The following is a 12,869-nucleotide window of genomic DNA, read 5'->3' on the forward strand; positions in this document are numbered from 1 at the left end:
ATTGGTTATTGCATCAACTGGATGTGCGGGTGTTCACGTGATGTCGGGCAGACCAGAATGATCTGATCGTTGACGTCGGAGACACAGATCTGGGTCGGCTCCCATTGGGCGGCGACCTGGTCCTCGTAAGGGATCCAGTGGTCGTCGCCGGGTTCCCACTCGCTGGCGGACCGCTCACATCGAGCGAGAGAACCCCAATTGCTGTAGGAGCCAGTGTATTTACATTCATGGCTGCTGAACCTGTGTCGGCTGCCCGCAACCACATCCAGTTCAGTCGCTCGGGGTGCGATGCTGCGTGCACGTTGGCTCGGTGGGTGTCCACTCGCGTAGGGCGTCGGTGAAGCGCTCGATCACATCGGCACGGCGCTCAACCGGCCACGGGATAGGCGGACCGACGAACGGGTCCGGTCGGTAGATCTGGGTTCGACATCGTGACCCCATCACGTCGAAATGACCTGCGCCACACGGTGATCGGCCGGTAGCGTGCCCCCGCCGTTCTCTACGTCGCGAACGAAGTCCGTGCCCGAGGGGAGATGAACGACCAGTTCAGTCATGCCGAGCATGCCTCGATCCGCCGCTGATCCACTCGGCTTTCCGGTAGCGGGAACACGGTTTTCGATCTTGTGGTGCCACAATCAAGCGACCGGTTTCTCGGACCGGGCCCCCACGAACAGGATCGAGCGACGCGGCTTCTGATCTGCGGATATCGTTGCGGCCTTTCGTGCTCAGGAGGTGATCGATGTGTCGCTGAATGCCAGTGGCCAACTCGCGGACAGCATCCAACGCTTCCGACGGCGTGCCGGTCTCGACCAACGGGCAGCTGCGGACCTCGCGGGGTTGAGCGTCGGCGGACTGCGTGACATCGAACAGGGGCGAGTCGTCCGCCCGCGCGCTTCCACGCTGCGCAAACTCGCCGATGTATTCGGGCTGTCCCGTTACGAGTTCGACGATTTGGTACGTCAGGCAGATGATGAATACCGCCAAGCGGGTCGGCTGAGGATCGAGATCCTGGGATCACTTCGAGTATCGGTGGACGGCACGGTTATCGATCCGGGGTCCGAGGCCCAGCACGTTCTGTTGGGATTGCTCGCGCTGACACCGAATGTCTCCGTGACTCGCGGCGCGTTGCTCGATGCGCTCTGGGATGTCCGGCCGACCTACGGCACAGCGAACCTGCTGCAGTCGAGAGTGTCCCGACTTCGGCGGCGCCTGCAGCCGACCATCGCCGAAAATCATCGGTCACAGCCGATTTCGGTGACACCCAGCGGCTACCAGCTCACGGTGACCGAGTATCAACACGATCTGCTGGTATTCCGTCGGCTAGTCACCCGCGCGCGACACGCCCGCGCCGACAGGGACCTCGATGCGGCGTGCGGTTTGTTCGCCGAAGCCATCGCGCTGTGGCGCGGTGATCCGCTCGACGGCATCGCCGGATTTCAGACTCATCCGATCGTGTTGGCGCTTATCCGCGAATACCGCGCGGTTGTAGTCGAATATGCTTCCGTTGCTGCCGATTTGGGGCGGTACCAGGAAGTGCTTCCGCTGTTGCAACATGTGGCCGCCGCCGATTCCCTGCACGAAGCCATTCATGCGGCCTTGATGATCGCGCTCGCGGGAAGCGGGCAGCAGGCTGCCGCGCTCAATATCTTCGACATCCTGCGACGGCGCTTGGCGTCGGAACTCGGTGCCGATCCCGCACCCGAACTGGCTGCTGCCCATCAGCGTGTACTACGGCAGGAAGTGAGCCGGCCGAAGTTCACGCCGGTACGCGCACATCACCAATTACCATCGGATATCTCCGATTTCATCGGCCGAAACGCCGAACTAGAGCAGCTGTTGGAAGGCTCCTCCATCGAAAACGCCGACGCCGCGGTGCCCGTCTATGTGATCGGCGGGATGGCCGGTATCGGCAAGACACGGCTCGCGGTGCATGCCGCGCACCGGCTGCGAAGAGAAGGTCGCTACGGTGACGGCCAGCTCTATGTCGACCTACAGGGATACGCCGCTCAGGCTCCCACGGACCCTTCCTCGGTGCTGGCGACGTTTCTTCGACAGCTGGGAGTGCCCAGCGAACAGATACCGCCCAGCTCGGCCGAGCGAGCGGCCATCTATCGGGATCAGTTGTACGGCAAAAGCACCTTGATAGTTTTGGACAACGCCGCGCTGGAGGACCAAGTGCTGCCGCTTTTGCCGGCCGGCTCTACCAATCTGGTGCTGATCACCAGCAGGCGAACGTTGGGATTGGACGGCGCCGAAACACTGCTCCTACCGACATTCACGCCCGCCGAGGCGGAGGAGATGCTGAGACGGTCGGTGGGTGCGATACGAATCCAGGCCGAACCGGACGCGACTCGCAGCCTGGTGGAGCTGTCCGGCCGTCTCCCGCTGGCGTTGGCGATAGCCGCGCGCAACCTTCGCTCCCGGCCGTCGTCGACGGTCGCGGATCTCGTCGAACAGCTCTACGGCACAGGGGGTCTGCTCAACGGACTTGCCGCCGCAAGCAAGCAATTGCGGTCGGCCTTCGACCTGTCCTATCGATCACTCGGCGCGGAAGAGCAACAGATGTTCCGTTTTCTGGGCCTGCTGCCCCGCGACGGCTTCGTCCCCGACTACGTCGCCACGAACTCGTATACCCGCCTGCTCCTGGACCGTTTGGTCGATGAGAATCTGGTCACTGTTGTAACCAGAAATCATTACCGGCTGCACAGGCTCCTCAGGGATTATGCGGTCGCGCTGGTGCAGGACACGGAGTCCCGGCCCGAAGCCGCCTCCTGAAGTACCCTCGGCGACCGGCCGCGGGCTTCGTACCGACGGGCACGCCTTGGTATCAGGCGGCGGCCCGCCCGAGTCCGCGAATCATCCAGCCGGCAGCACGCCAGGAATCCAGCGACAGTACGTTTCGCCCGTCGAGGATGCGTGCGTGTCTCACGGCCTTGGCGAGCTCCGCCGGGTCCAGTTCCCGGTATTCCCGCCACTCGGTCAGGTGGAGCACGATGTCGGCATGCTCACACGCCTTGGTTACCTCGCGGGCGTAGTCGAGCCCGGGAAACACCGCACGCGCGTTGTCGAGTGCTTCGGGATCATGCACCCGTACCCGGCCACCGCGCAGCTGAATCGCGGCCGCCACGTTGAGTGCCGGAGAATCCCGGACATCGTCGCTGTCCGGTTTGAACGCCGCACCCAGCACCGCGACGTTACATCCGAGGAACGAGCCACCGACCAACTGCCGAGCCAGCTCGACTACGTGTTCGCGGCGTCGCATATTGATCTCGTCGACCTCTTTGAGGAAACCCAATGTGTGACCGACGCCCAGTTCATGAGCGCGAGCCGTAAAAGCACGGATATCTTTTGGCAGGCAGCCACCACCGAAGCCGAGCCCTGCGGACAGGAATCGGCGTCCGATACGTTCGTCATGACCGATCGCATCGGCGAGCGTGACGACGTCCGCTCCCGCTGCTTCACAGACATCCGCGATCGCGTTGATGAACGAAATCTTCGTTGCCAGGAAGGCATTCGCCGAGACTTTGACCAACTCCGCGGTGGCCAGATCCGTCGAAATGTACGGGACCCCTTCGGCCAATATCGGCGCATAGACCGACCGCAGGATCGAGTCGGCCTCGGTCGATTGGACGCCGACCACCAGTCGATCCGGCCTCAGCGTGTCCTCCACCGCGAATCCTTCGCGAAGGAATTCGGGGTTCCAGGCCACCTCGACGCTGCCGGGCGCAAGCCGTGCCACCCGGGTCGCCAGCGCGGCCGCCGTCCCGACCGGGACCGTGGACTTGCCGACAATCAATGCGTCCTGGTGTAAGTGGGGCGCCAACCCGTCGATCACGTCGTGCACATATCGCAGGTCTGCGGCATATGAGCCCTGCTCCTGCGGGGTGCCGACACAAATGAAATGGACATCGCCGAATTCGGCGGCGTCGGCGAGCGATGTCGTGAATCTCAGCCTGCCGGAGCTGACGTTGCGCTCCAACACCTCGGAAAGGCCCGGCTCGAAGAATGGCGCGCGGCCCGCGGCCAGCACTTCGATCTTGCCGGCATCGAGGTCGACACCGAGTACTTCATGACCGATTTCGGCCATGCAGGCGGCATGGACCGCTCCCAGATACCCTGTCCCGATCACCGTAATACGCATGTCGTTCTCCTGAGTGGAAAATCGGGTGTTGAACAACCCGCCGTAACCATTGGTTGAGCCGCTGGAACCGTTACGCGTCATCGCATATATAACGGCCAGATTTCGGGTGGTTCGCCGACCTCATTTCCGCTCGACCCGGCTCACGTCGGCGATGAGGCGCGCCACGTCATCGGGGCGTCGATCCACGATTCCGATAAGGGATCTCGGTGCCTTTCTGCATTCACTTTCGAATAACAAACAGGGCCATCGCCGCAATGGTGGGTGTAATTGTCAGTGCAGCTATCGAAAACGGGGCGGCCACATTCTCGATAGCGCGGCGAAAACTCACTTCGGCTGCCTTGACGGTTTCCGCAGCATGCAGCAGACACACCGCGAACGTCACGACGATAAAGACCGCCGCCCCCAATAGTGAAAGGAAGACGTAACTTGCCGTCGCACTGGACAGCTGGCCGACGAACGCGATAGCGCCCAACGTCGTTCCGATCGCGGCATAAGGTGCGATCAGTCTGGACGGAAGCGGCTCGAGCCCGTCCACCTCTTTGGGAGTCACCTTGATCGTGATCGTGCTGGGCCGGAACAGTTGCCAGACCGCCGCACCCACGCCCCAGGCGATGAACGGCCACCTGGTCAGGCGGTACAGCCAGTTCTCCCAGCTCAGAATTGGTGTATCGATCGGCCGGAGCAGCCCGGCTCGGCGCAACACCACAGTGAGCAGGACGAGCCAGAGCGAATTGGCCACCCAGTACAGGAGCACCAGAACCGGGTTGGCGGCGAACCACTTCGCCCCGGTGACGGCACTGATCGTCAGGGTCGCTATGCCGCACCCGATGGCCACGATCAACGCGGAGTGGAAGAGCATCGCGTATAGATACCGTAGCCGCAACCGCCAACTGAGCCGACCGAAATGTAGCGGTACCACCCGCAACAGCAGGGTCGTCAGGCTCCGTGTCCATTGAAATTCTTGGACGAGCATCGCCGAAAAGGTCAATGGTCCGTTCCCGTGCGTACCGGCCGCGACGGCGAAGGCGCCGCGCCAGCCGGCTGATTCGAGCAGGAACCCGGTCGAGAAGTCTTCCAGGAGCTCTGGACCGATCCCGCCGATCTCGGCGAGGGCCTGTGTTCTGATCGCCCAGTGGGAGCCGATGGGGATGGGCGCCAGTCCGCGGTTGTGACCGAGTTGAACAGGACCGTGGAAGTAGGCCTCGCGATGCACCCGTCCGCGAGCCGACCAAGAACTGGCCGCGTTGCGGTCGCAATTATTCGGTGCCGCAACGTAACCGACGGCGGGATCGCCGAACGGCCGGACCATCTCCGCCAGCGTGGACGAGTCCGGCACATGATCGCAGTCGACATGCACTGCGACGTCGTAATTCTGGTACCCCACGCGATCGTAGAAGTACGCGAGGTTGCCCTCCTTGCAGCGAGTGCGGCGGGGCCAGGAGTCACAGTGATATTCCGCGACACCGAATCGGCTGGAAATCTGGACGCCTTGCGCCACACACCAATCGGTCACCTCCGCGGTCGGCTGCTCATCGCACAGCCACACGTCGTAGGGGGACGGAAACTCTTGCGCCAGCATCGACGACAGCGTTGTCCTCGCGACGTCCCATGGCTCCGACGGTGCGCGTGTGACGACAAACGCGACCCGAAGCCCGGGCACCGGCAATCGTCGATCCACTTGCCACAGCCGGTTCGCCGCGGCCAGATAGGACAGCGGCTCACAGGAGAGGTACAGCAATACCGTGCTGCCGATAAGGAACCCGATCCATCCCGCCCGGTTTTCGGGCCGCAGCCACCACCACCAGAAAGCCAGGACGCCGACGAGCCAGCCGATAGTCAGGGCGGCGACGAGTACGCGCTCCCGGCGCCGCAGTGCGGGCACGAAGGTTTTCGGGCCGAAAGTCCGCTGCCGTCTCGTGCCCTGATCGAATATCGGTCCGCGCGAAGAAATTTCGATGACATTGCCATCGGACAGTCGTCGGATTGCCGCAGTGCGGTCTCGATCATCGGGGGTCGGGTGAGCCTGCGTTTGTGATTGTGTAGGACCGAGCGAGTTCACAGCTGTTCCTGGTATTCGGGGAACAGGTTGTCGCATTGCCCGCCGGCAACGGCGGCGGCGGCCGCAGCCACCTCCTCCGGCCTGGACCGGAACCACTCCACCGTGCGCCGCAACCCATCCTCGATATCGACTCGCGGCGACCAGTCGAGAGTGGTCAGTGCCTTGGTGATGTCCGGGCGACGTCGGGTCGGGTCGTCGGTTGGCAGCGGGTGGAACTCGATGGGGGAGCGGGTGCCCGTGACCGCCGAGACCAACTCGGCAAGTTCGGCTACGGTACGTTCATTCGGGTTACCCAGGTTGACCGGACCCGGCTCGGACGAGTCGATCATGGCGACAATGCCGCGGATGAGATCATCGACGTAGCAGAAACTTCGGGTTTGGCTCCCGTCGCCGTAGATTGTCAGCGGGTCACCATTCAGAGCCTGCGTGATAAAGCTGGTCACGACGCGGCCATCGTGGGGGCGCATCCGGGGACCGTAAGTATTGAATATCCGAATCACACCGGTATCGACGCCCAGGGTTCGCCGGTAGGCGACGGTAATCGCCTCGGCGAACCGTTTGGCTTCGTCGTACACGCTGCGTGGGCCGATCGGATTGACATTGCCCCAATACTCTTCGCGTTGCGGATGCATCAGCGGGTCACCGTAGATCTCACTGGTCGATGCCAGCACGAAGCGGGCACCATGGTGGTGCGCCAGCCGTAGGGCGTTCTCCGTTCCACGACTCCCGACCGCAAGCGTTTCGAGTGGCAGCCGGTGATAGTCGGGCGGGGAGGCCGGGCTGGCCAGATGCACAACCGCGGAAACCGTGCCCTCGATCTCCAGTCCGGCGCTGACATCAGCCTCATGGAATTCGAAGGCTGGGTTTTCCGTCAAACGCTCGATATTGGATTTGCTGCCGGTCGACAAGTCGTCAACACATATAACCTGATCACCTCGACCGAGGAGTAACGCACACAAGTGGGAGCCGATAAATCCAGCGCCGCCAGTTACCAGAACATGCATCGAACACCTCGGCGATATACGAGTTTGAGCTGGCATCGCATCGCCAACCCGATATCAGAAGAATAAGCCGCAACGAGACTCCGATGCGCGACAGGTTGGCCGGTTCGGTTTGCCCGAAAACCGTACTGCGCCCGTGCTCGACAAGCTGCCGCCATCGGATTGTATGCATCAAGCAGCGCTTTTACAGCCCGGTAATGGGCTCGGCCGCGATGTCTCTTTGTCAGCTCGTACGCCCACTATGACACCTGACTCCAAAATAGGAGCGACCATGTCGGCCCTACCGCACTCGCGGGTAAATTAACGAAGGATGAAATTCATTGAGCGGCGACTCAGTCGGGCTTGACAGTGTCTTGCAATTGCAGAAGGGCCGGTTCGACCACTCCGAGACGATCGCTGCGAGCGACTCGGCGACCCGCCTCGTGCGAGATCGCGTCACGTGGCTGCACTACGCGCAGCAGGGCGCCCTCGGATATTTCCAGTTCGGATTCGGCCCCGCCGTACTCCTGCTCAGGCAGGAGGCGGATGTGAGCCGCACTGTCGCCGGCCTGTACGGACCGGCGTTGGCGGTCGGCGCGGTGCTCGGCGGCGCATTGTTCCCGCATTTGACGCGGCGGTTTCCACTAGCGGTCCTACTGTCGATCGCGCTGGGCGGACTGGGCTCCGGCGCGGCTATCTTCTGCCTGGCGCCATCGGTGACCGGCACGCTCGTGGGTGCCGCATTCGCCATGACTTTCGGCATCCTCGTGCTCAGCGCAGTATCCACCGGACTCTCCGACCACCACGGAACGGCTTCCGGAGCAGCGATCAGTGAGGCAAACGCGGCCAGTGCCAGCATGGGGATCATCTCCCCGCTGCTGATCAACGCCGCGGTGGACGCCGGACTGGGTTGGCGTGCGGCAATGGGCCTTTCGATTGTTTTCGCTGGTGTGCTCGCTGTGGTAACCGCGCTGAACCACCGACGGTCGACGGTCGCGGTCCGCATCGTTCCCGATCAAAGACAGTCCGACGGCGAGAGCTTGCCACCGCGGTACTGGCTGGCGTGGATTTGCCTGCTGGCCACCGGTTCCGTCGAGGCGGGTCTGATGCTGTGGTCACCCGAGGAACTTCGGATGCACACCGGAATGGCTGCGAACACGGCTGCTACAGGGGTCTCCGCCGTGCTCGGCGGCATGGTGGTCGGCCGACTCGCAGGCGGATGGGTGGTCGCGCGGTTTCCCACCGTCCCCTTGATGTTCTCTGCACTGGCGGTCGCGGCGGCGGGATTCGCAGTGTTCTGGTCCGCGGCCGACCCAGGAATCGCCATAGCCGGACTCATCTGCTGCGGGTTGGGCATCTCGTTGCACTTCCCGCTCAGCGTGGCCCTTACCATCCGGGCGTCGAATCAGCAGCCCGAACTCGCCATGTCACGCAACTCCTACGGTGTCGCGTTCGGCTTCGGGGCCGCCCCTTTCCTCCTCGGCGTCGCGGCGGATCTGCTCGGAATTCGTGCGGCATTCGGCCTGGTACCCCTGTGCCTGCTCGTCGCAGCCCTGTCCGTCGGACAATTGACGCGTCTGGCCCGTCGTAACCACAGGTGACGCACGGCCGGCTGGGCCGGAATGTCCATTGCTCTCGCGTTCACCGCGGCATCATCGCAGTCGGTGCCCTCGGCACCCCGGCCGGTCGGATCCTCATGACCGCACCGGTGGCGATCGGTGCGGCGATCCAGTACTTCACCACGATCAACCAGCCGATGCCCGCCCCGAAGTAGCCCGCCGAGTGCGACGGTAAGCAACGTCGAGCTCACGCCCCGCTCGGATCCCTCGCCGAGCGGGGCGTGCGTAGGTTTACGGCCTGTGCGGTCACCCGCACGATGAGCGCCGCGGGCTAACCCGATCGGACAGCCGTGTCCGTGATCGACTGCGCCGCAGCGTATCCCTCGGCCACCGCGTGCGCGACCCGTCGCGGCACTACCGCATCCCCGATGACCTGCACTCGTGCCTGCGGAAGTGCCTGCTCGATGTCTCGCCACTCGGTGGCGATCCTTTCTCCGACGGCAACGGCGTGTTCGCACATGATCTCGAATGTCCTGTCCGACAGGAGATGTCGGCAGCGCACTACGGTGCCGGCGCGGTTCGCTCCTATCTCCGTCACAGCCGCGCCGATGACGAACTCCACCGGGCTCCCGGCGAGCCGCTTCATCAGTTGGACCCGGCTCTCCGGTGGGATGGCAGCTGCGAATGCCGGTCCCGGGACCACCACGGTCACTCGGGCGGCGCCTGCCGCCAGCGCGGCTTCGATCGCGCTGACGGTAAGCCATGAGCCGAAGCCGTCGTCGATGACGATCACCCGATCTCCCGGTGCTATCGCGTACCGATCGGCGATAAGACCTGTCGAGGACAACGCACCGGGCGTGCCGAGCTCCGTGGCGCCGGTCGCGACGATGACCTCATCGAAATCGCCCAAGTCGCTCGGTGTTACACGGTGCCCGAGTCGCACATCGGCTCTCCCGAGATTGTCGGTATAGAACCGCAGTAACTTCGACCAGCCGGCCCTGTTCGGCGCCTGCGCCGCAACGGCCAGCTGGCCACCGATCCGCTCGTGCGCTTCGAACAGCGTCACGTCATGCGTCCCGTTGAGTCGGAACGTGGCCTCCAGGCCCGCCGGTCCGGCCCCCACCACCGCCACTCGCCGCGACGCTGTCGGTGGCAGACCGAACTGCAGCGGCGCTGCCGGACGGGCGTCGTGGCCGGGTGGGGCGAGGGTCGGATTCACCGAGCAGAGCAGGACCGGAGTAAATGTGCGGCAGTCCTCATTGCACGATACGCACGGCCGGATCTGAGAGTCATTGCCCCGCAATAACTTTTGCGGCAGTTGTGGATCGGCTATGAGCGGTCGAGCCATCCCGATCAGATCGGCTCCGGCCGCCAATGCGGATTCGATGTCCGGTCTGGAGCGAAACGCCTGCGACACCAGCAACGGCCGCGTCGTTGCCGCGCGCAGCCGCCGCACACTCGCGAGCAGCGGCGGCTCGGCGGTCGCCATATCACGCACATATGTGGTCCGCACCCCTGCGGTCACATTCACGTAGTCGAACATGTCCAGTAGCGGCATCAGCTCGCACAGCCCGTCGAGATCCAGACCGGCTTCCGCCGCGCCGTCTATCGAAACGCGCACCCCGAGTACCACTTCCGGACAAGACGCCGCGATCTCGGCATGCAGCCGGTGTAGAACCTGCACTCGCCCCGCAACCGTGTTGGACTCCGCGCGGACGTTGGAAGCGGGCGATAGGAACTGGGCCAGCAGATAGCCATGGGCCGCATGCAGTTCGATCGCGGGGAAACCCGCGTCGACGGCATGGCGGGAACTGAGGACAAAGCTCGCAATCATTCGATCGACGTCGGCATCGGTCATTGTCCTGGCGCGCACCGGCTCTCGCGGCGATCTGATATCCGACGGCGCGATCGGGTGCTCCCAGATCTCGGCTCCGAGTGTTTCACGTCCGAGGTGCACGAGTTGGCAGACCGGAACCGCGCCCTCGTCACTGATCGCGGTCGCGCGCGCCCGCAGCCCGGTGATCGCCTCGGGCCGCCAAGCCTCGGTGATGTTGCCGATTCGATTCGCCGATTCCGGACTCACGACCGTGCCGCCCGCGATCACCATCGCCGCACCCCCGGCGGCGCAGCGCCGCCAATACTGCGCATCACCTGGCTGTGCCAGACCTCCGCTGACCACCCCGGATCCGTGCGCGGTGGCGACCAGACGATTTCGCAGCCGTACCGCGCCGATCCGCAGCGGCTGGGATGCCTGGTGAGTGGGCACAGGATTCTCCTGAACTGGATTCACTTCATGAGTTTGCATCCATGTGATTGACACCACAAGGGGTGGCGGATAGATTCTCAAACTGAGATCAGTTCAGTTTCGGAGGTTCGATGTCCTTTTTGCTCGTGCACGGAGCGGGTATGGCCGCCTCCTGCTGGGACCGCTTGCTGCCGCTGCTCGCTGGGCCGACGATCGCCGTCGATTTGCCCGGCCGCGGAAAGCGGTCCGACCATGACATCCAGAGCGTAACCCTCGACGACTGTGCTGCGGCGATCATCGAGGATGCGGCCGACCTCACCGACATTGTGATAGTCGCGCACTCGTTCGCCGGAGTGTCGGTTCCGCGGGTGCTACCGGAGCTGGCGGATCGCATCGAACACGTCGTGTTCCTGTCCGCGGTCGTGCCGCCGCACACGACACGCGTGCTCGACCAGATCGATCCGGATGTCCAGACCGCGGTGAAACAGTCGATCGTCGGCGGGGTTTATCACCAGGACCGCGCTGCCGCGGTTGCCATGTTGTGCAATGACATGTCACCCGAGCAGACGGAATGGACCGCGGATCAGGTCATCGATGATTCGGCGGCGCTGCTCGAGGAAACGGTAGATCTTTCGGGCCTGTCGGCCGACCTGCCGCGAACCTATATTCGCCTCACCAAAGATGCGTGCTATTCGCCGGATCTGCAATCGCGGTCCGCCGACCTCGTCGGCGGAAGCACCCGATTTCTCGAATCGGGCCACATGCCGATGGTCTCGATCCCGAACGATCTGGCCACTCTTCTCGATTCGATCAGGTAAGGAAACAGATTCCGTCATGAAATCGCTGACCAAGGCGGTCGCCGCATTCGCGATTGTCGCCTCGACATTCGGCCTGGCCGCCTGCGGTGGGAGTTCGTCCGGCTCGAAGCCCGTCGTCGGGAGCTGGGACGAGGTGGTCGCCGCGGCCAACGAGGAGGGCGCCGTGATGCTCTACTCGAGCCAAAAGCCCGCCAACCTCGAAGCCCTGAAGACTGCGTTCCAGGCAAAGTATCCGCGAATCAAGCTGGACTTCGTGCGCGGCACCGACGCCGACATCAACCCGCGGGTGGAGACCGAGAAGAAGACCGGCAAGGGCACCGCCGATGTGCACATGTTGACCGATGCGGCATGGATCACCAATGCCGCGAAATCGGGGACGTACTCCACCGAGTTGGTCGGGCCGGACCTGAAGGCGCCCGAGTATCAGCCGGACAAGAGTGTGCTCAGCAATCGGTTCTTCCTGACGAGTGCGGCGGTTTTCGCGCTGGGCTGGAACACCGGCGCGGTGCCGAACGGCCTGAAATCTCCCCAGGACGTAGTGAATCCCGCCTATCGGGGCAAGATCGGAATCGTCAATCCGTCCGGCATCGCTTCGTACGTCGATCTGTACCGGTACTACGCGCGCACGTATGGCGAGGATTACTGGAAGCAACTCGCTGCCCTGAAGCCGCGGATCTACCCGAGCGCGCTGGGGGTCGCACAGGCGCTGACCTCCGGTGAAATTGTCGTGACGCCCTCGGTTCAGCCTTTGGTGACCGAGGTGGCCGCAGGGGCGCCGGTCAACTGGACCCTGCCGCCGTCGCCGTGGGGCACCCCCTGGTACAGCCAGGTCACGAGCGTGGCGCCGCATCCCAATGCCGCTCAGGTACTGGCGAATTTCATGGTCACTCGGGAAGGGCAGACAGCGCTCAACGGTGGATACGCGGCGGCGTTGGCCGATATCCCGGGCGCGGTAGCCCGCGCGCAGGACATCGCCGCACCGGACACCGGTGATCTGACTTCCGAGAAGATCGAGAAGTACTCCCAAGAGTGGTCCCAACTTTTCCAGAGCTGATACGACGGGAGTA

The 12,869-nt window shown here is 63.6% G+C and carries 9 protein-coding genes; 5 read left to right on the forward strand and 4 right to left on the reverse strand.

Annotated features, from left to right (window positions below; all coding sequences use genetic code 11):
* Window positions 1-741 precede the first annotated feature (741 nt).
* Window positions 742-2,775: a BTAD domain-containing putative transcriptional regulator gene (locus AB0L58_RS35115; protein ID WP_364393962.1), complete on the forward strand. Its 2,034-nt coding sequence runs from the start codon at window positions 742-744 to the stop codon at window positions 2,773-2,775.
* A gap of 52 nt (window positions 2,776-2,827) precedes the next feature.
* Here AB0L58_RS35115 and AB0L58_RS35120 read toward each other — a convergent pair whose 3' ends face one another.
* The 3 genes from AB0L58_RS35120 to AB0L58_RS35130 form a co-directional block, all read right to left on the reverse strand.
* Window positions 2,828-4,141, reverse strand: coding sequence for a UDP-glucose/GDP-mannose dehydrogenase family protein (locus AB0L58_RS35120; RefSeq protein WP_364393964.1), 1,314 nt, complete (start codon window positions 4,139-4,141; stop codon window positions 2,828-2,830).
* Between the two features lie 220 nt (window positions 4,142-4,361).
* Window positions 4,362-6,023, reverse strand: a complete 1,662-nt coding sequence (locus AB0L58_RS35125) for a glycosyltransferase (RefSeq protein WP_364393967.1) — start codon at window positions 6,021-6,023, stop codon at window positions 4,362-4,364.
* Window positions 6,024-6,196: 173 nt separating this feature from the next.
* The gene (locus tag AB0L58_RS35130; protein ID WP_364393970.1) at window positions 6,197-7,240 is read right to left on the reverse strand and encodes a UDP-glucuronic acid decarboxylase family protein; all 1,044 of its coding nucleotides are present in this window, start codon (window positions 7,238-7,240) and stop codon (window positions 6,197-6,199) included.
* Between the two features lie 281 nt (window positions 7,241-7,521).
* On the opposite strand from AB0L58_RS35130, the gene AB0L58_RS35135 reads away from it, so the two are divergent.
* Together AB0L58_RS35135 and AB0L58_RS35140 are read left to right on the forward strand one after the other, a co-directional pair.
* Complete coding sequence (locus AB0L58_RS35135) at window positions 7,522-8,781, forward strand: MFS transporter (RefSeq protein WP_364393973.1); 1,260 nt, start codon at window positions 7,522-7,524, stop codon at window positions 8,779-8,781.
* Window positions 8,778-8,954, forward strand: a complete 177-nt coding sequence (locus AB0L58_RS35140) for a hypothetical protein (RefSeq protein ID WP_364394057.1) — start codon at window positions 8,778-8,780, stop codon at window positions 8,952-8,954. The genes AB0L58_RS35135 and AB0L58_RS35140 overlap by 4 nt, the downstream gene beginning before the upstream one ends.
* Before the next feature lie 116 nt (window positions 8,955-9,070).
* On the opposite strand, the gene AB0L58_RS35145 is transcribed toward AB0L58_RS35140, so the two are convergent.
* Window positions 9,071-11,005: an FAD-dependent oxidoreductase gene (locus tag AB0L58_RS35145; RefSeq protein ID WP_364393975.1), complete on the reverse strand. Its 1,935-nt coding sequence runs from the start codon at window positions 11,003-11,005 to the stop codon at window positions 9,071-9,073.
* A 110-nt stretch (window positions 11,006-11,115) separates the two neighbouring features.
* Between AB0L58_RS35145 and AB0L58_RS35150 the strand changes: the two genes are divergently transcribed.
* Together AB0L58_RS35150 and AB0L58_RS35155 are read left to right on the forward strand one after the other, a co-directional pair.
* Window positions 11,116-11,802, forward strand: a complete 687-nt coding sequence (locus AB0L58_RS35150) for an alpha/beta hydrolase (protein WP_364393977.1) — start codon at window positions 11,116-11,118, stop codon at window positions 11,800-11,802.
* A 16-nt stretch (window positions 11,803-11,818) separates the two neighbouring features.
* Window positions 11,819-12,856 (forward strand): substrate-binding domain-containing protein, encoded by a 1,038-nt coding sequence (locus tag AB0L58_RS35155; protein ID WP_364393979.1) that lies wholly within the window; start codon window positions 11,819-11,821, stop codon window positions 12,854-12,856.
* The last annotated feature ends 13 nt before the right edge of the window (window positions 12,857-12,869 follow it).

The sequence above is a fragment of the Nocardia sp. NPDC052112 genome (assembly GCF_040680135.1).
Classification (GTDB): domain Bacteria; phylum Actinomycetota; class Actinomycetes; order Mycobacteriales; family Mycobacteriaceae; genus Nocardia.